A 20,503-nucleotide genomic window follows, 5' to 3' on the forward strand; every position below is an offset into this window, starting at 1 on the left:
GGCACTACCGGGAGATGGCGCGCAGGTCGGCGAGGCCGATGGTGAGCTGCGCGCCGCTGGGGCTGCTGGCCGGGTCGAGCAGCCACTGCACGGACAGGCCGTCGCACACGGCCATCACCCAGCTGGCCACCGCGGTGCAGCGGGGGTCCTCCGGCGGCACGTCGCCACCGAGCTCGGTGGCGACCAACGTGGCCACCCGGCGGCGGACATGGCGGTACATCGCGGCGAGCTGTTCGCGCAGGTCGGGGTCGCGGTCGGCCTGGGCGAGCGCCTCGACGAACGACACCAGCAGCGCGCGCCTGCCGGTCAGCGAGTCCAGCCACGCCGCCCAGGTCAGGTGGGCGCGTTCGATCGGGGTGGCGTTCGGGTCGGCCATCACGGCGGTGACCAGTTGGGTCGTCCACTCCTCGAAGACCGACCCCAGGGCGGCGTTGAGCAGGCCGGCCTTGGAGCCGAAGTGGTACCCGATCGAGGCCAGGTTGGTCCCCGACGCGGCGACGAGGTCACGTGCGGTGATGTGCGCGTAGCCCTTGTCCTCGAGTAACCGCCGTGCCGCGGCGAGCAGCTGTTCCCGGTGGCCCACGAGCTGACGGTACCTTGTGCGGCCATCTATACGAGCGTATAAAACTGGTCATGGCGACGCCCGCGGCGAACACGCCCACCCTGCCCCCCGGTTCGCGGCTTCCCGCGATCGTGCAGACGGCGATGTACATCCTGGCCAGGCGCCAGCTGCACATCCGCCTGCACCGCCGCTACGGCGACGTGTTCACCACCAGGGTCGCCGGCCCCCGGAACGTGGTCACCCTCGGCCGCCCGGAACACATCCGGGAGGTCTTCGCCGGCTCGCCGTCGGTGTTCCACGCCGGTGAGGGCAACGCGCTGCTCGCGCCGGTCATGGGCGAGCACTCGGTGCTGATCACCGACGGCGACGAGCACCTGCGTACCCGCAAGCTGCTGATGCCCGCGTTCAACGGCGCCGCGCTGCGCGGCTACGGGCAGCTGATGGCCGCGCTGGCCACCGAGGACGTCGAGTCCTGGCCGATCGGTCGCCCGTTCGCGGTGCACCCGAGGATGAACGCGGTCACTCTCGAGATCATCCTGCGGGTGGTGTTCGGTCTCGGCGACGGCGCGCGGCTGTCGGAGCTGCGTCCCCGGCTGCGCGGGATCTCCGACATCGGCCCGCTGACCATCCTCGGCTGGACCTACCCGAGGCTGACCCGCGTCGGCCCGTGGCGGCGCAACCGGGAGAACCTGGAGCAGGTGAACCGCCTGCTGTTCGCCGAGATCGCCGACCGGCGCACCGCCGACGACCTCGCCGGCCGCGACGACGTGCTGTCCCGGCTGCTGACCGCCGGCGGTGGTGAGCTGACCGACGCCGAGGTCCGCGACCAGATGATCACCCTGCTGCTCGCCGGTCACGAGACCACCGCGACGGCCCTGGCCTGGTCGTTCCACGAGCTCGCCCGCCGCCCGGAGATCCAGGCCAGGGCCCGGCAGGCGGCCGACGACGGCGACGAGGACTACCTGCGGGCGGTGGCCAAGGAGGCGATGCGCCGGCGGCCGGTGATCCAGAACGTGGCCAGGAGGCTCACCGAGCCGACCGAGGTCGCCGGCTACCTGCTGCCGGCCGGCACGGTGGTCGCGCCGTCGATCTCGTTGGTGCACAAGGATCCCGAGTGGCACGAACAGCCGCGCGACTTCCGGCCGGAGCGGTTCGTCGGGCAGTCGCCGGAGGCGGGCACGTGGATCCCCTTCGGCGGCGGCGTGCGGCGCTGTCTTGGCGCCGGGTTCTCGCTGCAGGAGGCGGGCGCGGTCCTGCGGGCGGCGTTGACCAGGTACGACCTGCGCGCCGAGCGGGTGGTGCCGGAGCGGCGCAAGGTCCGCAACATCACCCTGGTGCCGGCCGACGGCGCCCGCGTCATCGCGACGCCGCGCCGGTCATAGGCGGCGGTTGGCCAGCACCGGGATGGCCTGCCTGGTCGTGCTCACCAGCGGCAGGTCCAGGTCGGTGACCAGCAGGTCCTGGCCGGCGCCTAGCTGGGCGACGAGCTCGCCGGTTGGCCCGGCGACCGTGCTGTACCCGATGCCGGTCGGTGCCTTCGGGTGCGCCGGCAGGCCGGCCGCCGCCGGATCCGCCTGACCGCAGGCCACCACCCAGCAGGTCGAGTCCAGCGCCCTGGCCCGCACCAGCAGCTCCCACTGCGCCCGTTTCCCCGCGCCCGCGCCCCAGGACGCCCCGAGCAGCACAGCGGTCGCCCCCTGGTCGGCCAGGCGGGTGAACAGCTCGGGGAAGCGGATGTCGTAGCAGGTCGCCAGGCCGAACGTGACGTCGTCGACGGTCACCGTGACCAGGTCGGCGCCGGGGGCCACCGTGGTGGACTCGCGGAAGCCGAACGCGTCGAACAGGTGGATCTTGTGGTAGCCGACGTGCTGGCCGCGGCCGGTGGCCAGCAGCGTGTTGTACACCCGGCCGTCGGCGGCCGGGGTGAACATGCCGGCGACCACGAGCACGTCGTGCTCGGCGGCGATCGCCGCGACCGCGCCGGCCCACGGCCCGTCGACCGGTTCGGCCAGCGGCGCCAGCCGGGTGCCGAAGCAGGCCATGGTCGCCTCGGGGAAGACCACCACCGCGGCGCCGGCCTCGGCCGCGGCGGCGACCGACGACCGGACGAGGTCGAGATTGGCGGCCGGTGACCCGGTCGACGTGATCTGGCTCAACGCGACCCGCACAGCGCCTCCCGAAGTGACCAATCCACCGACACGAGGATAGGTGCCCAGACTAGGGTCCAACCCCGTGCCCACCTTGTCCCTCCGTCGCGTCGCCGTGGCGTTGCTGGCGGTCGTGCCACTGGTCGGCGGCTGCACCGGCGACCCGGCGCCCCCGGCCTCCGGCGACCCCGACGGCACGTCGCTGGTGATCGCGGTGGCCGAGGAGCCGACCGAGCTGAGCCCGCTGGCCGGCTACGGCCAGGACGGCGCGGCCAAGATCTTCGACGGCCTGGTGGAACGCGACGTCGACCTGACCCTGCGGCCCGCGCTGGCCGTCGCGCCGCCGACCCCGTCGCCAGACGGTCGCACGTGGACGGTCCAGATCCGGCCGGGGGTGACGTTCTCCGACGGCACCCCGTTCGAGGCGCAGGACGTGGTCGCCACCTACCAGGCGATGCTCGACCCGGACAACGGATCCCCGGTGCGCCAACGGTTTCCGATGCTGCGGGCGGTGGTCGCGGAGAGCTCGTCGGTGGTCCGCTTCGAGCTGACCGGGCCGTACGCGCCGTTCCCGGAGCTGTTGGTGCTCGGCATCATGTCCAGCGAGTCGGTGGCCGACGGGCCGGCGGTGGGCACCGGGCCGTACACGGTGGCCGACTGGGAGCGCGGCGTGCGCCTGGTGTTGTCCGGCAACAAGAACTACTGGGACGGCGCGCCGTCGATCACCAAGGTGACCGTCGAGTTCGTCTCCGAGGACGAGGCGAGGGCCGACCGGCTGCGGGACGGCAAGATCGACGGCGCGGCGTTGCCGCCGCGGCTCGCGCGGGAGTTCGAGAACACCGACGGTCTGCGGATGGTGTCGCACAGCTCGGCGGACCTGCGCGCGGTCGTGCTGCCGACCGGGGACCCGGTGACCGGCGACCCGGCGGTGCGCCTGGCGCTCAACCACGCGATGAACCGCCAGGCGGCGGTGGACGACGTGCTCGCCGGGCACGGGCGGGTCGCCCACACGCCGATGCCGGCGGTGCTCGCCGAGTTCGTCGAGCCGGGCGCGGGGTTCGAGCACGACATCACCCGGGCGCTCGACCAGCTGGAGTCCAGCGGGTGGGTCACCGGTTCGGATGGCATCCGGACGCGTGGTGGTCAGGTCGCCAAGTTCACCCTGAGCTACCTGGCGACCGACACGGTGTCCGCGGACTTAGCGGAGGCGTTCGCCACGAACGCGCGGTCGATCGGCATCCAGGTCGACCTGGCGCCCGTGGCCCGCGACTCGCTCACCGGTGCCGCGCTGGTCTCCTTCGGCAACCCGTTCGACCCCGACCCGTTCCTCTACCCGCTGCTGCACTCCGGGGGAGACGCGCTGGGCGGCTACACCGACAAGACCGTCGACGAGGCGCTGGAGGTCGGCCGCACATCCACCGACCCCGCCCAGCGCGCGACCGCCTACCGCCGCCTGCAACGCGCCTACGTCACCGCCCCCGGCATGGTGGTCATCGCCGCCCCCGACCACACCTACGTGATCCGCGAGTCCTGGGACGGCTACCAGCCGGTCATCGACGCCACCACCACCGACGCCACCTGGGGCGCCTGGTGGAACCTCCAAACCTGGACCCCCCAGTAACCCACACCCCCTCGGCAAACCCCCATCCCCGCGCGAGTCCAACCCTCCTGCCACAGACGCGAGCACCCCAACCGTCGGTTGGGGTGCTCGCGAATGTTGGACTCGCGGGGTTAGCCGGCGTTGGTCAGGAGGATGTCGACGGCGCCGTCGTTGCGGGTGGTCTGGGGGACGATGTCCTCGTCGGGCGGGTAGAAGCCGTCGAGGCCGCCGCCGGAGGGGTACATCTCGAAGCAGTAGCTCAGCACCTTGTGGTTGCCCCACATCCAGTCATTGATGTCACCGTCGGTGATGTACAGGCCGCTGGACTGGTCGGGCGTGTACCCGTTCGACTCGGCCATCTCGGTGCCGATGGTTTCGAACCGGGTGTACTCCTCCTGGGTCATACCCTCAGTGACCTGGTCGTACGTGTGGCCGAACGGCCACAGCACCAGCTCGGAGAACGTGTGGAAGTCGATGTGCGCCGTGATCTGCTGCGCGTCGCCGACCACCCGCGAGTTCACCCAGTTCTGCACGGCCGTCACCTCGGGTGTGGACGCGGCGGCGGCGCCCCGGTAGGTCTCCGACGACGGCGACCCGCTGGACCCGCCACAGCAGCCCCACTTGTACGCGAAGTTGCGGTTGATGTCCGTGCCCACCGAGCCGTCCGAGTTCGGCTCGCGGTTCTTGCGCCAGCCCTGGTACTCACCGCCCGAGATGTCGAACTCGGCGCCGTCCGGGTTCAGCGTCGGAATCACCCAGATCTCCCGAGAATCCACGAATCCGGTGACAGTCGGGTCGCTGCCGTAACCATCCGTGAACCGGTTGATGATGCGCAGGCACATCTCCACCGTCAGGTGCTCCCGCGCGTGCATGTTGCAGGTGAACAGCACCTCGGGCTCGGCCTCGTCGGTCGCCACGTTGTCGCTGATCTTGACCAGCGGCAGGTCCCGCCCCTCGTACGAGGCGCCGACACTGGACACCGAGGTGACCGCCGCGTGCTCGGTCGCGGCCGCCTCGATCTCGGCGACCAGCTCGTCGTAGGTGTGGTACCCCTCGTCGCCCGCGGGGAAGTCGGCCGCGTCGGTCGCCGACGGGCCGCCGCTGCGCTTGGCCAGCTCGGCGTCGAGGTCACCGGTCAGCTCCGGGGTGAAGCCCCGCGCGCGTAACGCCGCCGCCTGCTCCGGGCTGGCCACGATCTCCATCACGCCCGACCGCACGCCCAGGACGTCCACTCCGGACCGGGCGACGTCGGTGCGCGCCTCGACATCCGTAGCGTCCGTCACTCGATAGAGCCCACGATCTGGTGATGCGGTCTCGGATGTGGTCTCCTGGGCTGCGGTCGCCGACCAGCCTGCGGCCACGGCCAACGTGACCGCGGTCGCCGCCGCGAGTACCCGACGTTTGCTCGACATGTGTCCCTCCCCGACTGGGTCCAGTGACGGCCGAGCCTGCTGACCGCGGTCGGCTGTGACAACCCGTCAATGGTTGGGCACACATCGCGCATGGTCGATCACCGACGAAGGTACTGGGCCGTTCGGCCGTGCGCCCCGACGGCTTAGGCTGGAGTCCCTGGCAGACCGATCGCCGACCGATCAAGAGGAAGCCGATGCTCAGCCGTACCGACCTGCGTGGTCGAGTCCCCTCCCCGGCCACGTTGCGCGCGATGATGCCGCGCGCCGAGACCGACGTGGACGCCGTGCTGCATCGGGTTCGCCCGATCGTCGACGACGTCCGTGAGCGCGGCGTACCCGCGGCGCTCGACTACACGGAACGTTTCGACAACGTGCGGCCGTCATCCATCCGGGTGCCCGACGATTCCCTGAAAGAGGCGCTCGACGGGCTTGACCCCGCCGTGCGGGCCGCTCTCGACGAAGCTGTCAAGCGGGCCAGGGCGGTTCATGCCGACCAGCGGCGCACGGACACCACCACCCAGGTCGTGCCGGGCGGCACGGTCACCGAACGGTGGGTGCCGGTCCGGCGGGTCGGGCTGTACGCGCCGGGCGGCCTCGCGGTCTACCCGTCGAGCGTGGTGATGAACGTCGTCCCCGCGCAGACCGCGGGCGTCGAGTCGCTCGTGGTCTGCTCGCCGCCGCAGGCCGACTTCGGCGGCCGGCCGCACCCGACGATCCTCGCCGCGGCCGCGCTGCTCGGGGTCACCGAGGTGTGGGCGGTCGGCGGTGCGCAGGCCGTCGCGCTGCTGGCCCACGGCGGGCAGGACACCAACGGCGCCGACCTCGAGCCGGTGGACATGGTGACCGGCCCCGGCAACGTCTACCTGACCGCCGCCAAGCGCCTGCTGCGCGGGCTGATCGGCATCGACTCGGAGGCCGGGCCGACCGAGATCGCGATCCTGGCCGACGACACCGCCGACCCGGTGCACGTCGCCGCCGACCTGATCAGCCAGGCCGAGCACGACACGCTCGCCGCGAGCGTGCTGGTCACCGACTCCGCCGAGCTCGCCGACCGGGTGGACGTCGAGCTCGCCAGGCAGGTCGGGCGCACCAAGCACACCGAGCGGATCACGGCCGCGTTGCGCGGCAAGCAGTCCGGCTGCGTTCTGGTGTCCACTGTGGAGGATGGATTGTCCGTTGTGGACGCCTACGCGGCGGAGCACCTCGAGGTGCAGACCAGGGACGCGGCCGGGGTGGCGGCCAGGGTCCGCGCGGCGGGCGCGATCTTCGTCGGCGCGCACAGTCCGGTCTCGCTCGGCGACTACTGCGCCGGCTCCAACCACGTGCTGCCCACCGGCGGCTGCGCGCGGCACTCGTCCGGGTTGTCGGTGCAGACCTTCCTGCGCGGCATCCACGTGATCGACTACTCCCGCGCCGCGCTCGAAGCCGTCGCGCCGCAGGTGGTCGCGCTGGCCAACGCCGAGGACCTCCCGGCGCACGGGCAGGCGGTCACCGCCCGGTTCGGCGGCGCCGAATGACCATCGGCGACGAGGTCGGGCTGGACGACCTACCGCTGCGGGCCGACCTGCGCGGCGCCAGCCCCTATGGCGCCCCGCAGTTGGACGTCCCGATCCGGCTCAACACCAACGAGAACCCCTATCCGCCGCCACCCGCGCTGGTCGCCGACGTGACCGAGGCGGTGGCCGAGGCGGCCGGCGGGCTGCACCGGTACCCGGACCGCGATGCCACCGCGCTGCGGGTCGACCTGGCGAACTACCTGACCTCGGCCACCGGGGTGCCGCTGAGCGTGGCGAACCTGTGGGCCGCCAACGGATCCAACGAGGTGCTACAGCAGATCCTGCAGGCGTTCGGCGGTCCTGGCCGCACCGCACTGGGGTTCGAGCCGTCGTACTCGATGCACCCGATCATCGCCGCCGGCACCCGCACCGAGTGGGCACCGACCCCGCGCCGGCCGGACTTCACGCTCGACACCGCCCGCGCCGCCGAGGTGCTCGTCCGCCGGCGGCCCGATGTCGCGTTCGTGACCAGTCCGAACAACCCGACCGGCGGGTCGATCCCGGTGGCCGGGCTGCGTGAGCTGATCGTCGCCGCACCCGGCCTGATCGTGGTCGACGAGGCCTACGCCGAGTTCTCCGCGCAGGCCAGCGCGGTCGGGCTGATCGAGGAGTTCCCGGCGAAGTTGATCGTGTCCAGGACGATGAGCAAGGCGTTCGCGTTCGCCGGTGGCCGGTTGGGATATCTCGCCGCCGCACCGGCCGTTGTGGACGCGTTGCAGCTGGTTCGGTTGCCCTATCACCTCTCCGCGCTCACCCAGGCGGCCGCGCGGGCCGCGCTGCGGCACGCGGAGGACACCCTGCGTTCGGTGCACGCGCTGTCCGCCGAACGCGACCGGGTGATGGAGTCGTTGCGGGACCAGGAGTTTGACGTTGTCCACAGTGACGCCAATTTCGTCCTCTTCGGACGATTCACGGACGCGCACACCACGTGGAAGTCCTATTTGGACCAAGGGGTGCTGATTCGCGACGTCGGCGTCCCGGCGTATCTGCGGGTTACCATCGGCACCCCGGCCGAGAACGACGCGTTCTTGGCCGCCAGTAAGGAGATCGTCAGGTGAATCGGGTCGGCAGGATCGAGCGGACCACGAAGGAGTCGTCGGTCGTGGTCGAGATCGACCTCGACGGGGCCGGCAAGGTCGACGTGTCGACCGGCGTGCCGTTCTACGACCACATGCTCACCGCGTTCGGTGTGCACGGCGCGTTCGACCTGTCGGTCAACGCGACCGGCGACATCGAGATCGACGCGCACCACACGGTCGAGGACGTGGCGATCGTGCTCGGTGAGGCGATCGGCAAGGCGTTGGGGGACAAGCACGGCATCCGCCGCTTCGGCGACGCGTGGATCCCGATGGACGAGACCCTGGCGCACGCCGCGGTCGACGTGTCCGGCAGGCCGTACTGTGTCCACTTGGGAGAGCCGGAGTCGATGACCGGCTTCACCGTCGGCGGCAACTACCCGACGGTGTTGAACCGGCACGTGTTCGAGTCGCTGGCCTTCCACGCGCGGATCGCGCTGCACCTGCGGGTGTTGCACGGGCGGGACCCGCACCACATCACCGAGGCGCAGTACAAGGCGTTGGCCAGGGCGCTGCGGGCCGCGGCCGAGCCGGACCCCCGGCTCACCGGAGTCCCCAGTACCAAGGGCGTGCTCTAGGCTGCGCGTCGTGTCCAAGGAAGTTGTCGTCATCGGCCTGCTCGCGGTCGCCGGGTTCCTGCTCGGCGGTGTCTACTCGACGTACCGGACGGCCAGGGGCCTGGCGATCCTGCTCGGCGTGGCCGCCGCGGTCGCGGTGGGCGGCGCGATCCTGTGGATGGCCAGCTGACGCGCTATTAGCGCAAGCGCTCCAGTTTGGCAAGAACGAACCCGAGCGAATGGACCATTCGCGCGGTCCGGCAGGGGGTCCCCTGGATTCAACGCTACCAGGAGGGACCGACAGTTTCGGGGGCGAACGTCAGGCGATGCCGCCCTCGGAGGCCGCGCGTAGCCGGGGCGCGCCGGGGCCCATGGCGGCCAGCGCGTCGTCCTTGTTCATCAGGTGGCAGGACTTCAGCGACAGGCAGCCGCAGCCGATGCAGGCCGACAGGCGGTCGCGCAGGCGTTGCATCGCGTCGATCCGCGCGTCCAACTCCCGGCGCCACACGTTGGACAGCCGCGACCAGTCGGCCTTGGTCGGGGTGCGGCCCTCCGGCAGGGTGGACAGCGCGTCGCGGATCTCCTCCAGGGACAGGCCGACGCGCTGCGCGGTGCGGATGAATGCCAGCCTGCGCAATACCGCACGGGCGTATTTCCGCTGGTTGCCGGTGGTGCGCTCGGAGGCGATCAGGCCGCGTTCCTCGTAGAAACGCAGCGCGGTGTGGGGCACACCACTACGCCTGACCACATCACCGATCGACAACATATCCGGCAGTTTCGGCACGTCCCGACCCTAACCGAAAACCTAGACAAAGGTGGAGAAGTCGTGCACTCGACGACTTGACCTCCAGTTCGCTCAAGGTTGCATGCTCGGTGACATGACACGAACGACACACGACCTGGCGGGTCTGTTCGAACGCATGACCGGCGACGAGAAACACACCTGGGCCGCCGCATCCACTGTGGATGTCCTGTGGGTGCTCTACGACCGGGTGCTGAACATCAGCCCGGACACCGTCGACGATCCAGACCGGGACAGGTTCCTGCTCTCCAAGGGACACGGCCCGATGGCCTACTACGCCGTGCTGGCGGCCAAGGGTTTCCTGGACCCCACGCTGCTCGACAACTGGTCCGCCGTCGACTCCCCGCTGGGCCAGCACCCCGACCGCGTGCTGGTCCCCGGCGTGGAGATCGGCTCCGGCTCGCTGGGCCACGGCCTCGGTCTCGGCGTCGGCACCGCGCTCGGCCTGCGCGCGCAGCGGCGGGACAGCCGCGTGGTCGTGCTCGTCGGCGACGGCGAGCTCGACGAGGGCAGCAACCACGAGGCCATCGCGCTCGCCGGTCGACTCGGGCTCGAGCGGCTGACCGTCGCCGCGATCGACAACGGGTCGGCCAGCCACGGTTGGCCGGGCGGCATCGCCCGCCGGTTCGCGGTCGAGGGCTGGCACACCGCCACCGTCGACGGCCGCGACCACGACGCGCTCCACCGCGCGTTCACCGACACCCACCCCGGCCGCCCGTCCGTCGTGGTGGCCACGATCCTCGCCGAGGAGTGGTGATGACCAGCCAACAGACCGACAAGCTCATGCGGACCGTGTTCGTCGACGTGGTGTCGGCCGCGCTCGACGAGGACCCGAGGCTCGCCGTGGTCACCGCCGACATCACCGCCGGCGCGTTCGCACAGGCGCGGGAGCGGCACCCCGATCGGGTGATCAACGTCGGCATCCGGGAGCAGGCGATGATCGGCGTCGCCGGTGGGCTCGCGCTCAGCGGGCTGCGGCCGGTGGCGCACAGCTACACGCCGTTCCTGATCGAGCGGCCGTTCGAGCAGCTCAAGCTGGACCTCGGACACCAGGGCGTCGGCGCGGTGCTGGCCAGCATCGGCGGCTCCTACGACACCCCGGCCATGGGGCGGACTCACCAGGGACCGGGGGACGTCGCGCTGCTGGACACGTTGCCCGGCTGGACCGTGCACGTGCCGGGGCATCCGGACGAGGTCGAGCCGCTGCTGCGTGCCGCGCTCGCCGGTTCCGGGAGGGTGTACTTGCGACTGTCCACCAGGGAGAACGCGACCGCGTATCCGACCGGGCGGTTCACCATGGTGCGCAAGGGAAGCCGGGGGGTCGTGCTCGCGGTCGGGCCGATGCTGGACCCGGTGCTCGCCGCGACGTCCACTATGGACGTCTCGGTGCTCTATGCCAGCACGGTGCGGCCGTTCGACCACGATGGACTGCGCGCGGCGGTCGCCGGGGCCACGGCCGACGTCGTGCTGGTCGAGCCCTACCTGGCCGGGACGTCCGCGCATGCGGTGGGGGAGGCGTTGGTCGACCTGCCGCACCGGGTGCGGTCGCTCGGGGTGCGCCGGGACATCGAGGTGCGCGCGTACGGCGAGGCGGCCGACCACGACGCGGTGCACGGGCTGGACGCGGTCGGGATCGCGGCGGCGGTGCGCGGGTTCCTTGGCTGAGTTGGCCATCCGTGGTCACCCGACCACGGATGGTGGGGGCGGGTGCGTCGACTGTGGAGGGTGACGAGCGGGGGCTGGCCGCCCGCCTGTTGGCCGTGGGGCATCGGGCGCCGGGGATCTCGTAGCCTGGGGGCGTGACACGAGTCGTCGTACTGGACTATGGATCCGGCAACCTTCGGTCGGCGGAGCGCGCGCTGCGTCGGGTCGGGGCGGAGGTCGAGGTCACGGCCGACCATCGGGCGGCGCTGAAGTGCGCCGGGCTGGTGGTGCCGGGGGTGGGGGCCTTCGCCGCGTGCATGGCGGGGCTGAGCTCGGTGCACGGGGAGCGGGTCATCGGTCAGCGGCTGGCCGGTGGGCGACCGGTGCTCGGCGTGTGTGTCGGGATGCAGATCCTGTTCGAGCGGGGCATCGAGCACGGGGTCGAGACGGCCGGCTGCGGTCAGTGGCCGGGGACCGTGGCCCGGCTGGAGGCCGAGGTCGTGCCGCACATGGGGTGGAACACCGTGCGCGCGCCGGCGGGGTCGGTGTTGTTCGACGGGATGGACGACGACGCCCGGTTCTATTTCGTGCACTCGTATGCGGCGTTGACGTGGGATCTCGTTCCGGAGCCGCCGATGCCGGCGCCGATGGTGACCTGGGCGACGCACGGTGCCGATTTCGTCGCGGCGGCGGAGAACGGTGCGTTGTCGGCCACGCAGTTTCACCCGGAGAAGTCCGGGGACGCCGGCGCGCAATTGTTGACGAACTGGCTTAAAAGCCTCGATTGATTGTTTTTTCGAATCGGGAATCGGTGTTGGCCTGGCCTCCGGCCCCCGGTGACCAGCTTACCGGATGGGACCGACAGTTCTCGGTGAGCGGTGCGGGTGCGCTAGCGGGACTGATAGCGCGACTGATCAGAGGGACTGATCGGATAGGTGCCGTTCGGCGATAGGACAGGTCGGTTGGGGGAAATCGCTCGATGTGGGACTTCGGGTGTTGTGCTGTGGGTGCAAGCAAATAGCGTTCCGGCCATGGAGGATCGGGAACCAACGGTACGTAGTCGGGAGCTGGGCGAAGGCCTTCGCCGGGCGATGGAGTGTGGCGGGTTTCATGCCAGTGGGGTCGCGCGTGAGCTGGGCTGGAGTCCCAGCCGCGTCTCGCGCATCCTGTCCGGGAAGCGCGGTGGGTCCAGCCACGACGTCGCCTCGTTCATCGCCGTCTGTGGGGTGCGGGGCGACGAGCGGGAACGGCTCATGGGGCTGAGCGTCGACCACGGGCCGGGGTGGCACATCCACCACCACCCCGCGCTGCCCCGCCGGCTGCGCACGCTCGTCGACCACGAACGCCGGGCGCTGAGCGTCGACGCGTTCCACGGGAGCACCCTGCCCGACCTGCTGCAGACCAGGAACTACGCGACCGCCCTGCTCGACGCCAACCCGAACGTGCTGCGCTGGGACGTCGCCGACCGGGTGGCCGGCACGCTCGAGCGGCAGCGGATCTTCGACGCCGACGACGTGCCGGACTGCACCTTCTACGTGCACGAGTTCGTGCTGCACACGCCCGTCGGCGGCGCCGCGGTGATGTCCGAGCAGCTGTACTCGCTGCTCCGCCGGTCGGTCCGGCCGACGGTCTCGCTGCGGATCGTGCCCCGCACCGCCGGCGCGCACGCCGCCATGGCGGGCGCGTTCACCCTGCTCAACGTGCGGGACTTCAAGCGGATCGTGTTCCTCGACGGGGAGGTCGCGAGCCACTTCCTGGAAGCGCCCGGCGAGGTCAACGCCTACCGCACCGTGCTGCGCCAGCTCGGTGTCGTCGCCCTGGACGAGGTCCGCTCGCGGGAGCTGATCGCCAAGCTGGCGACCAAGCTCTACGGCGTCCTCGATACCCTGCCACGGTGACGTTCACGCTCCTTCCCGCCGTCGATGTCCGCGACGGCAAGGCCGTTCGCCTGCTCCAGGGCCGTTCCGGCACCGAGACCGGGTACGGCGACCCGTGGGACGCCGCGCTCACCTGGCAACAGGACGGCGCCGAGTGGATCCACCTGGTCGACCTCGACGCCGCGTTCGGCACCGGCGACAACCGGGCCCAGCTCGCCGACATCGTCGGGCGCCTGGACGTCAAGGTCGAGCTGTCCGGCGGCATCCGGGACGACGACTCGCTGGCGGCCGCGCTGGCCACCGGGTGCGCGCGGGTGAACCTCGGCACCGCTGCGCTGGAGAACCCGGAGTGGTGCGGGAGGGTCATCGGTGAGTTCGGCGACCGGGTGGCCGTCGGGCTGGACGTGCGCATCGGCGACACCGGTGAGCACCGGCTGGCCGCCCGCGGCTGGACCGAGGACGGCGGCCTGCTCTGGGACGTCCTCGCCCGGCTCGAGCGGGACGGGTGCTCCCGCTACGTGGTCACCGACGTCACCAAGGACGGCACGCTGGACGGTCCCAACCTGGCGCTGCTGCGCGACGTGTGCGCCAGGTCGAGCGCGCCGGTGATCGCGTCCGGTGGGGTGTCCAGTGTGGACGATCTGCGGGCACTCGCCGGCCTCGCCGACATCGGCGTCGAGGGCACGATCATCGGGAAAGCGCTGTACACCAGGGCGTTCACTATGCCTGAGGCGCTGGCGACCGTGCGGGAACAGTGACCGCCAGGCACAGGGAGCCGTCCGCGCCGCGGAAGCGTTTGCTGCTGCCGATCACGATCCGGCCGGTGAGGCCGTACTTCTTCTTCAGCACCCGACGGCCGTGCTCGGTGCCCTCGGCGTCGAGGATCCGCGCGGTCCCCGTCACCGAGGCGCCGCGGGTGCGCCCGCGCGCGTCGCACTCGGTGAGCTCGACCCGCGGGTTGTTGCGCACCCGCTTGACCTTGCCGGCCGTCGACTGTGTCCAGATGATCAGCTCGTCGCCGTCGCGGGCTACCCAGACCGGGGTCGGCATGGGCGTGCCGTCCCGGCGGAACGTGGTGACCAGCACATAGCTGCTGCGGCCGAGCCGGTCGATGTCGGTTGTCATGTCGTTAACGCTAGAGCTCGGTTGCTGTGAGTGTTCTCAGGGCGTGCGGCGGCGCAGGGTCGCCGCGCCGAGCACAAGTGCCAGCGCCACGCAGCAGGCGACGATGAGCAGGTTGCGCACGAGCGTGCCGTCGATATCACTCGATCGAGTGACGGAGTCGAGCGCGTCCACCGCGTAGGACAGCGGCATGACGTTCGACAGCCACTCCAGCACCGGCGTCATCGACTCCCTGGGCGCGAACAGCCCGCACAGCAGTACCTGCGGCATGACGATCGCCGGCATGAACTGGACCGCCTGGAACTCGGTGCGGGCGAACGCGCTGGCCAGCAGGCCGAGCGCGGTGCCGAGCAGCGCGTCGAGCACGGCGATCACCAGCAGCAGCCACACCGAGCCGGTGATCTCCAGGCCGAGCCAGGTCAGCGAGATGACCGCGGCCACCAGTACCTGCAGCACCGCGACCAGCCCGAACGCGATCGCGTAGCCGAGCAGCAGGTCGAACTTGCCGATCGGCATGGTCATCAGCCGCTCGAGCGTGGCCGTGGTGCGTTCCCGCAGCGTGGTGATCGAGGTGACGATGAACATGATCGCGAACGGGAAGACCGCGAGCAGCGCCGGCGCGGCCGCGCTGAACGCCTGCTCGGAGTTGAAGACGTACCGAAGCAGGATCATCAGCAGCGACGGCAGCAGGATCATCAGTGCCACGGTCCGCCGGTCGTGCCGCAGCTGGGTGAGGATGCGCCGCGCGGTGGCCAGAGCGAAGGTGTTCACGCCGCCTCCTGTTCCCGGACCAGGCGCAGGAACGCCTGCTCGAGATCGTCGGCGTCGGTGCGCGCGCGCAGTGCCGCCGGGGTGTCGTCGGCGAGGATGTGGCCCTCGCGCATCAGCAGCAGGCGCTCGCAGCGGGCGGCCTCGTCCATCACATGGCTGGAGACCAGCAGCGTGACGCCCTGGTCGGCCAGTGAGCGGAACAGCGCCCACAGCTCCTCCCGCAGCACCGGGTCGAGCCCGACGGTCGGCTCGTCGAGCACCAGCAGCCGCGGCCGGCCCAGCAGCGCGACCGCGAGGCTCGCCCGGTTGAGCTGGCCGCCGGACAGCTCGCCGACCAGGTGGTCGGCGTGGGTGCCGAGACCGACCTCGTCGATGACCCGCTCGACGTCGTCCTTGGGGGCACGCAGGATCGCGGCGAAGTAACGGAGGCTCTCGCGGACCGTGAGGTCGGCGTAGACCGAGGGGTTCTGGGTGGCGTAGCCGATCCGGTCGCGCAACTGCGGGCTGCCGGCCGGTTCACCGAGCACGGTCACCTCGCCCGCCTCGACGAGCTGGACCCCGACCACGGCGCGCATGAGCGTCGTCTTGCCGCAGCCGGACGGGCCGAGCAGCCCGGTGATCGTGCCGCTCGGCACGGAGAAACCCACGTCGTGCAGGACCACTCGTGGTCCACGCCGGACCCGCAGCCCGGCGGCAACGATGGCAAAATTAGTCACGTGTTTAATTCTGCGCCCGCTGAGATCCGCGCGTCAAGCCGGACGGGCGGATTGACCCGATCTGGGCAGGTGGGAACGCGCCGAGGAAAGCCCTGAATGCCCCATTCGGGACGCTCAACGTCCGCAATGAGGCATTCAGGGCTTTCGGGGTGGGTGGGGTCAGGCGTCGAAGTAATACTGGATTACGGGGGCTACCAGGGCGATGACCTCGTCCTCGCTGGCCGAGGCGATGGGCTCGGCGCCGATGATGTGCCGCATCATCACCAGCCCGATCATCTGCGACGCCGCGCCGGTCACCCGGACCGGCGGCACGTCCAGCGCGGCGGCCACCTTCGCCAACACCGCGTTCTCCATGAACTGGCGCAGCTGGGCGGCCACCTCCTGGCTGCTGGCCACCGAACGGATCAGCGCGAAGAACGGCAACCGCGTCGACTGCTCGCGCCACAGGCCGAGGAACAGCCGCACGATCCGCTCGCCGATCTCCGCCCGGGGACCGTGCAGCACGGTGTCCACCAGCGTCGTCGGGTTGAACGGCAGGTTCAGCGCGGCCACGAAGATCTGGTCCTTCGCGCCGAAGAAATGGTGCACCAGCGCCGGGTTCACCCCGGCCTCGGCCGCGATGCCCCGGATCGTCGTGGCGGTGTAGCCCTTCGCCGCGAACTGGTTGCGCGCGGCCGCCAGGATCTCCTCGCGGGTCTGGGTCTGGCCCGGCCGTCTACCGGTTCGCGCCACCTCGGCTCCTCTCGTTCACCCCGCCAGTATCCTCGACGGCATGTCGGTCGCGGTGCGTGTGATCCCCTGTCTGGACGTCGACGCGGGTCGGGTCGTGAAAGGGGTCAACTTCACCAACCTCGTCGACGCCGGCGATCCGGTCGAGCTGGCCGCCGCCTACGACGCCGAGGGCGCGGACGAACTGACCTTTCTGGACGTCACCGCCTCCTCGGCCGACCGGGAGACCACGTTCGACGTCGTCCGGCGCACCGCCGAGCAGGTGTTCATCCCGCTGACCGTCGGCGGCGGCGTGCGCGCGCCGTCCGATGTGGACCGTCTACTGCGGGCGGGCGCGGACAAGGTCTCGGTGAACACCGCCGCGATCCTGCGCCCGGAGCTGTTGCGGGAGTGCTCCCAGCGCTTCGGCGCGCAGTGCGTGGTGCTGTCGGTCGACGCGCGCCGGGCGCGTACCCCGTCCGGGTTCGAGGTGACCACCCACGGCGGTCGGGAGGGCACCGGCATCGACGCGGTCGAGTGGGCCGCACGCGGCCAGGAGCTCGGTGTCGGCGAGATCCTGCTCAACTCCATGGACGCCGACGGCACCAAGGCGGGCTTCGACCTGGAGCTGATCAAGCTGGTGCGCGCGGTGGTGGACGTCCCGCTGATCGCCAGCGGGGGCGCGGGCGCGGTCGACCACTTCCCGCCCGCGGTGGCCGCCGGCGCCAACGCGGTCCTGGCCGCCAGCGTGTTCCACTTCGGACAGTTGCGCATCGGTGAGGTCAAGGACGGTCTGCGCGCGGCCGGGGTGGTCGTGCGATGACCACATTGGACCCGGCGATCGCCGCCCGGCTCAAGCGCACCGCCGACGGGCTGGTGTGCGCGGTCGCGCAGCGGCGGGGCACCGGCGAGGTGCTGATGGTCGCCTGGATGAACGACGAGGCGCTGCACCGCACGCTCACCACCCGCGAGGCGACCTACTTCTCCCGCAGCCGGGGACGCCTGTGGGTGAAGGGGGAGACCTCCGGGCACACCCAGTACGTGCACGAGGTCCGGCTCGACTGCGACGGCGACACCGTGCTGCTGGTGGTCGACCAGCGGGGCGCCGCCTGCCACACCGGCGCGGCCACCTGCTTCGACGAGGACGTCCTGCTCAGTCGATCCGGCCGTTGATGTAGCGCTGCAGCGTCGGCGCGACGGCGCTCACCATGGTCTCGATGTCGGCCGTCGCGAGCGGCGGGAACTGCGCGACGTAGCGCACCATGCCCATGCCGATCAGCTGGGTGGCGACCAGCGTGGCCCGGAAGTCGAGCTGGTCGGGGGCGACCTTGACCAGGATCCGCGCGACCACGTGCTTGACGATGAAGTCCCGCAGCGCCATGGAGGCCTGCTCGTGGCTGGTGATGCTGCGCACCAGCGCGGTGAACATGCCGCCGCCGGAACGGTCCCAGTTGGTCAGGAACGCGCGCACGATGCGTTCGCCGAGCAGGTCGACCTCGCCGTCGAGCACCTGCTCGACGACGTCCTGCGGGTTGAACGGCAGCTTGAGCACCGACTCGGCGAACAGGCCCTCCTTGCCGCCGAACCAGTGGTTGACCATGGCCGCGTCGACCTGCGCCCGCGCGGCGATCGCCCGGACGGTGGCCCCGTCGTAGCCCTGCTCGATGAAGACCTCGCGCGCCGCGGTGACCAAGGCGGCGCGGGTGTCGGCCCCGCCCGGCCGGCGGCCGCGCCGGCGCGGGGCATCGCTGTTGGCGGCCTTGCTCACGGCATCATCATCGGACACCGTGTCAATGTTTTCAACATATGGTGAATTTGCCTCGTCGGGTTCGGCACCCACGCGTTCGTGGCTGGGCATCGGCGGGACAATAGCCGCTATGTCCAGTGTGATCGAGTCAAGAACCGCGCCGCGTGGACTGGGGGTGGTCAGCCCGACCCGCGAGGAGTTCCACCGGCTGGCCGCCGATCACCGCGTCATTCCCGTCGTCCGGCGGCTGCTCGCCGACGCCGAGACCCCGGTCGGCGTGTACCGCAAACTCGCTCAGGGCCGTCCCAACACCTACATCCTCGAGTCCGCCGAGAACGGGCGCTCCTGGTCGCGCTGGTCGTTCATCGGCGTGCGCAGTACCGCCGTGCTCACCGAACGTGACGGCAAGGCCCACTGGGCGGGCACCCGGCCGGTCGGCCTGCCCGAGACCGGCGACCCGCTGGCCGCGCTCCGGGAGACCGTCGAGATCCTGCGCACCGAGCCGCTGCCCGGCCTGCCGCCGCTCACCGGCGGCATGGTCGGCTACGTCGGCTACGACGCCGTCCGCAGGCTGGAACGGCTGCCCACCCTCACCGAGGACGACCTGCGGCTGCCCGAGCTGGCGATGCTGTTGTCCACCGACCTGGCCGCGCTCGACCACCACGAGGGCACCATCACGCTCATCTCCAACGCCGTCAACTGGGACGACAGCCCGGAGCGGGTGGACGCCGCCTACGACGACGCGGTCGCCCGCCTCGGCCGGATGACCGAGCAGCTCCAGCAGCCGGCGCCACCCACCGTCGCGGTGTTCGAGCAGCCGGCGCCCGAGTTCACCCGCAGGCGGTCCACCGACGACTACACCGCCGCCGTGCGCACCGCCAAGGAGGCCATCCGCGCGGGCGAGGGCTTCCAGGTCGTGCTGTCCCAGCGCTTCGAGATGCCGACCGAGGCCGACCCGCTCGACGTCTACCGCGTGCTGCGCACCACCAACCCCAGCCCGTACATGTACCTGCTGCGCCTGGACGGCTTCGACATCGTCGGGTCCAGCCCGGAGTCGCTGGTCACGGTGCGCGACGGGGTGGCCACCACCCACCCGATCGCCGGCACCCGGTGGCGGGGCGTCGACCCCGACGAGGACGCCATCCTCGAGAAGGACATGCTCAACGACGACAAGGAACGCGCGGAGCACGTCATGCTCGTCGACCTCGGGCGCAACGACCTCGGCCGGGTCTGCCGCCCCGGCAGCGTGCACGTGGTCGACTTCTTCCGGGTCGAGCGCTACAGCCACGTCATGCACATCGTGTCCACCGTGACCGGCACGCTCATCGACGGGCGGACGGCCTTCGACGCGGTCACCGCGTGCTTCCCCGCCGGCACCCTGTCCGGCGCGCCCAAGCCCAGGGCCATGGAGCTCATCGAGGAGCTCGAGCCCACCCGCCGAGGGCTCTACGGCGGCGTCGTGGGCTACCTCGACTTCGCCGGCGACGCGGACACCGCCATCGCCATCCGCACCGCGCTCATCCGCGACGGGGTGGCCTACGTGCAGGCCGGCGCGGGCATCGTGGCCGACTCGAACCCCGCCGCCGAGGACACCGAGTGCGTGCACAAGGCTCTGGCCGTGCTCAGTGCCATCGCGACCGCGCGCACCATCCGCCCCGCCGACGGCCCGGCAGATGGCTGACCGTCGTCCACAGTGGATCGTCTGGCCGCTGCTGCTCGCCGCGGCGGTGGCGTTCCTGGCCTCGACCGGTCTGGCCGACGGACCGGACTCCGGCGGCGGACTCGCGCTGGTCGCGCTCGCCGGCGCGGGCGGCACGATCGCGGCCAGCGGCTGGGCACGGCGCGTGGTCGGCGCGCTGGTCGTGCTGGCCGGCCTGCTGGCCGGCTGGCAGGCGTTGGCCGCCTCCGGTGGCGGGCTCGGCCGCTGGGTGGCGTTGCTCGGCGCGCTGTCGCTGGTGGCGGCCGGATCGCTGGTGATCCGGTTCACGGCCAGGCTACCCACGCTGGGGGCGAGGTATCGGTCGGCTAACGCGCGCACCGTGTCCAGCGATCCGGACAAGGACATGTGGGACGGTTTGAGCGACGGCCGAGACCCGACCATGGGCAAGGCGGAGAATGAACACTGAGCGTGGACCCGGTAACGAGTCGTCGCCCGGTGCGGGGTTAGCATCCCTTTGGCGGGAAGGGGTAAAGCTGGTGACTGATA

24 protein-coding genes are annotated in these 20,503 nt (G+C 71.1%); 15 read left to right on the plus strand and 9 right to left on the minus strand.

Annotated features, from left to right (window positions below; genetic code table 11):
• Positions 1-4 precede the first annotated feature (4 nt).
• The gene (locus ACYVIP_RS40445) at positions 5-583 is read right to left on the minus strand and encodes a TetR/AcrR family transcriptional regulator (RefSeq protein ID WP_460406380.1); all 579 of its coding nucleotides are present in this window, start codon (positions 581-583) and stop codon (positions 5-7) included.
• A gap of 50 nt (positions 584-633) precedes the next feature.
• Here ACYVIP_RS40445 and ACYVIP_RS40450 point away from each other — a divergent pair, with 50 nt between their 5' ends.
• Complete coding sequence (locus ACYVIP_RS40450; RefSeq protein WP_460406381.1) at positions 634-1,944, plus strand: cytochrome P450; 1,311 nt, start codon at positions 634-636, stop codon at positions 1,942-1,944.
• Here the strand turns inward: ACYVIP_RS40450 and ACYVIP_RS40455 are convergent.
• Positions 1,939-2,730: a carbon-nitrogen hydrolase family protein gene (locus ACYVIP_RS40455; RefSeq protein WP_460406382.1), complete on the minus strand. Its 792-nt coding sequence runs from the start codon at positions 2,728-2,730 to the stop codon at positions 1,939-1,941. The two genes, ACYVIP_RS40450 and ACYVIP_RS40455, sit on opposite strands and share 6 nt — an antisense overlap.
• Before the next feature lie 64 nt (positions 2,731-2,794).
• Here ACYVIP_RS40455 and ACYVIP_RS40460 point away from each other — a divergent pair, with 64 nt between their 5' ends.
• Complete coding sequence (locus tag ACYVIP_RS40460; protein WP_460406383.1) at positions 2,795-4,330, plus strand: ABC transporter substrate-binding protein; 1,536 nt, start codon at positions 2,795-2,797, stop codon at positions 4,328-4,330.
• Positions 4,331-4,440: 110 nt separating this feature from the next.
• On the opposite strand, the gene ACYVIP_RS40465 is transcribed toward ACYVIP_RS40460, so the two are convergent.
• Positions 4,441-5,721 (minus strand): M14 family metallopeptidase, encoded by a 1,281-nt coding sequence (locus ACYVIP_RS40465; RefSeq protein ID WP_460406384.1) that lies wholly within the window; start codon positions 5,719-5,721, stop codon positions 4,441-4,443.
• Positions 5,722-5,915: 194 nt separating this feature from the next.
• Here ACYVIP_RS40465 and hisD point away from each other — a divergent pair, with 194 nt between their 5' ends.
• The 4 genes from hisD to ACYVIP_RS40485 are packed head-to-tail and all read left to right on the plus strand — an operon-like array spanning position 5,916 to position 9,100.
• Positions 5,916-7,238, plus strand: coding sequence for a histidinol dehydrogenase (gene hisD / locus ACYVIP_RS40470; RefSeq protein ID WP_460406385.1), 1,323 nt, complete (start codon positions 5,916-5,918; stop codon positions 7,236-7,238).
• Positions 7,235-8,335 carry a histidinol-phosphate transaminase gene (locus ACYVIP_RS40475; protein ID WP_460406386.1) on the plus strand — a complete coding sequence of 367 codons (1,101 nt, stop codon included), beginning with the start codon at positions 7,235-7,237 and terminating at the stop codon, positions 8,333-8,335. The genes hisD and ACYVIP_RS40475 overlap by 4 nt, the downstream gene beginning before the upstream one ends.
• On the plus strand, positions 8,332-8,931 hold the full coding sequence (hisB, locus tag ACYVIP_RS40480; RefSeq protein ID WP_460406387.1) for an imidazoleglycerol-phosphate dehydratase HisB: 600 nt from the start codon (positions 8,332-8,334) through the stop codon (positions 8,929-8,931). The genes ACYVIP_RS40475 and hisB overlap by 4 nt, the downstream gene beginning before the upstream one ends.
• Before the next feature lie 10 nt (positions 8,932-8,941).
• Positions 8,942-9,100 carry a hypothetical protein gene (locus ACYVIP_RS40485; RefSeq protein WP_460406388.1) on the plus strand — a complete coding sequence of 53 codons (159 nt, stop codon included), beginning with the start codon at positions 8,942-8,944 and terminating at the stop codon, positions 9,098-9,100.
• Positions 9,101-9,229: 129 nt separating this feature from the next.
• Here ACYVIP_RS40485 and soxR read toward each other — a convergent pair whose 3' ends face one another.
• Positions 9,230-9,694 (minus strand): redox-sensitive transcriptional activator SoxR, encoded by a 465-nt coding sequence (gene soxR / locus ACYVIP_RS40490; protein WP_460406389.1) that lies wholly within the window; start codon positions 9,692-9,694, stop codon positions 9,230-9,232.
• Positions 9,695-9,788: 94 nt separating this feature from the next.
• Between soxR and ACYVIP_RS40495 the strand changes: the two genes are divergently transcribed.
• From ACYVIP_RS40495 to priA, 5 genes are all read left to right on the plus strand, one after another.
• Positions 9,789-10,469, plus strand: coding sequence for a transketolase (locus tag ACYVIP_RS40495; RefSeq protein ID WP_460406390.1), 681 nt, complete (start codon positions 9,789-9,791; stop codon positions 10,467-10,469).
• Positions 10,469-11,377, plus strand: coding sequence for a transketolase family protein (locus ACYVIP_RS40500; RefSeq protein ID WP_460406391.1), 909 nt, complete (start codon positions 10,469-10,471; stop codon positions 11,375-11,377). The genes ACYVIP_RS40495 and ACYVIP_RS40500 overlap by 1 nt, the downstream gene beginning before the upstream one ends.
• Positions 11,378-11,511: 134 nt before the next feature.
• Positions 11,512-12,144 (plus strand): imidazole glycerol phosphate synthase subunit HisH, encoded by a 633-nt coding sequence (gene hisH, locus ACYVIP_RS40505; protein ID WP_460406392.1) that lies wholly within the window; start codon positions 11,512-11,514, stop codon positions 12,142-12,144.
• A 243-nt stretch (positions 12,145-12,387) separates the two neighbouring features.
• Positions 12,388-13,254, plus strand: coding sequence for a helix-turn-helix domain-containing protein (locus tag ACYVIP_RS40510; RefSeq protein ID WP_460406393.1), 867 nt, complete (start codon positions 12,388-12,390; stop codon positions 13,252-13,254).
• Positions 13,251-13,991, plus strand: a complete 741-nt coding sequence (gene priA / locus ACYVIP_RS40515; RefSeq protein WP_460406394.1) for a bifunctional 1-(5-phosphoribosyl)-5-((5-phosphoribosylamino)methylideneamino)imidazole-4-carboxamide isomerase/phosphoribosylanthranilate isomerase PriA — start codon at positions 13,251-13,253, stop codon at positions 13,989-13,991. Before ACYVIP_RS40510 ends, priA begins: the two co-directional genes overlap by 4 nt.
• Here the strand turns inward: priA and ACYVIP_RS40520 are convergent.
• From ACYVIP_RS40520 to ACYVIP_RS40535, 4 genes are all read right to left on the minus strand, one after another.
• Entirely contained in the window at positions 13,954-14,358 is a 405-nt protein-coding gene (locus ACYVIP_RS40520; RefSeq protein WP_460406395.1) for a PPOX class F420-dependent oxidoreductase, read from the minus strand. The genes priA and ACYVIP_RS40520 overlap by 38 nt on opposite strands.
• 36 nt (positions 14,359-14,394) lie before the next feature.
• Positions 14,395-15,126 (minus strand): ABC transporter permease, encoded by a 732-nt coding sequence (locus ACYVIP_RS40525; protein ID WP_460406396.1) that lies wholly within the window; start codon positions 15,124-15,126, stop codon positions 14,395-14,397.
• Positions 15,123-15,842, minus strand: coding sequence for an ABC transporter ATP-binding protein (locus ACYVIP_RS40530; RefSeq protein ID WP_460406397.1), 720 nt, complete (start codon positions 15,840-15,842; stop codon positions 15,123-15,125). Before ACYVIP_RS40530 ends, ACYVIP_RS40525 begins: the two co-directional genes overlap by 4 nt.
• Positions 15,843-16,001: 159 nt before the next feature.
• The gene (locus tag ACYVIP_RS40535) at positions 16,002-16,574 is read right to left on the minus strand and encodes a TetR/AcrR family transcriptional regulator (protein WP_460406398.1); all 573 of its coding nucleotides are present in this window, start codon (positions 16,572-16,574) and stop codon (positions 16,002-16,004) included.
• A gap of 40 nt (positions 16,575-16,614) precedes the next feature.
• Between ACYVIP_RS40535 and hisF the strand changes: the two genes are divergently transcribed.
• A complete protein-coding gene (hisF, locus tag ACYVIP_RS40540; protein ID WP_460406399.1) occupies positions 16,615-17,373 on the plus strand; it encodes an imidazole glycerol phosphate synthase subunit HisF in 759 nt (252 codons plus the stop codon).
• The gene (gene hisI / locus ACYVIP_RS40545) at positions 17,370-17,723 is read left to right on the plus strand and encodes a phosphoribosyl-AMP cyclohydrolase (protein WP_460406400.1); all 354 of its coding nucleotides are present in this window, start codon (positions 17,370-17,372) and stop codon (positions 17,721-17,723) included. The genes hisF and hisI overlap by 4 nt, the downstream gene beginning before the upstream one ends.
• Here hisI and ACYVIP_RS40550 read toward each other — a convergent pair.
• Positions 17,704-18,318 carry a TetR/AcrR family transcriptional regulator gene (locus tag ACYVIP_RS40550; RefSeq protein ID WP_460406435.1) on the minus strand — a complete coding sequence of 205 codons (615 nt, stop codon included), beginning with the start codon at positions 18,316-18,318 and terminating at the stop codon, positions 17,704-17,706. The two genes, hisI and ACYVIP_RS40550, sit on opposite strands and share 20 nt — an antisense overlap.
• A 109-nt stretch (positions 18,319-18,427) precedes the next feature.
• Here ACYVIP_RS40550 and ACYVIP_RS40555 point away from each other — a divergent pair, with 109 nt between their 5' ends.
• Positions 18,428-19,978, plus strand: a complete 1,551-nt coding sequence (locus ACYVIP_RS40555) for an anthranilate synthase component I (protein ID WP_460406401.1) — start codon at positions 18,428-18,430, stop codon at positions 19,976-19,978.
• On the plus strand, positions 19,971-20,423 hold the full coding sequence (locus tag ACYVIP_RS40560; protein ID WP_460406402.1) for a Trp biosynthesis-associated membrane protein: 453 nt from the start codon (positions 19,971-19,973) through the stop codon (positions 20,421-20,423). Before ACYVIP_RS40555 ends, ACYVIP_RS40560 begins: the two co-directional genes overlap by 8 nt.
• Positions 20,424-20,503 lie beyond the last annotated feature (80 nt).

It is taken from the genome of Actinophytocola sediminis, assembly GCF_054779715.1.

Bases quoted from the DNA above. Each gene is read 5' to 3' on its own strand.
- ACYVIP_RS40520 (WP_460406395.1), bottom strand. From the start codon at position 14,358: ATGACAACCGACATCGACCGGCTCGGCCGCAGCAGCTATGTGCTGGTC.
- ACYVIP_RS40555 (WP_460406401.1), top strand. From the start codon at position 18,428: ATGTCCAGTGTGATCGAGTCAAGAACCGCGCCGCGTGGACTGGGGGTG.
- ACYVIP_RS40495 (WP_460406390.1), top strand. From the start codon at position 9,789: ATGACACGAACGACACACGACCTGGCGGGTCTGTTCGAACGCATGACC.
- ACYVIP_RS40510 (WP_460406393.1), top strand. From the start codon at position 12,388: ATGGAGGATCGGGAACCAACGGTACGTAGTCGGGAGCTGGGCGAAGGC.
- hisF (WP_460406399.1), top strand. From the start codon at position 16,615: ATGTCGGTCGCGGTGCGTGTGATCCCCTGTCTGGACGTCGACGCGGGT.
- ACYVIP_RS40500 (WP_460406391.1), top strand. From the start codon at position 10,469: ATGACCAGCCAACAGACCGACAAGCTCATGCGGACCGTGTTCGTCGAC.
- hisD (WP_460406385.1), top strand. From the start codon at position 5,916: ATGCTCAGCCGTACCGACCTGCGTGGTCGAGTCCCCTCCCCGGCCACG.
- ACYVIP_RS40475 (WP_460406386.1), top strand. From the start codon at position 7,235: ATGACCATCGGCGACGAGGTCGGGCTGGACGACCTACCGCTGCGGGCC.
- ACYVIP_RS40560 (WP_460406402.1), top strand. From the start codon at position 19,971: ATGGCTGACCGTCGTCCACAGTGGATCGTCTGGCCGCTGCTGCTCGCC.
- hisI (WP_460406400.1), top strand. From the start codon at position 17,370: ATGACCACATTGGACCCGGCGATCGCCGCCCGGCTCAAGCGCACCGCC.
- ACYVIP_RS40465 (WP_460406384.1), bottom strand. From the start codon at position 5,721: ATGTCGAGCAAACGTCGGGTACTCGCGGCGGCGACCGCGGTCACGTTG.
- ACYVIP_RS40450 (WP_460406381.1), top strand. From the start codon at position 634: ATGGCGACGCCCGCGGCGAACACGCCCACCCTGCCCCCCGGTTCGCGG.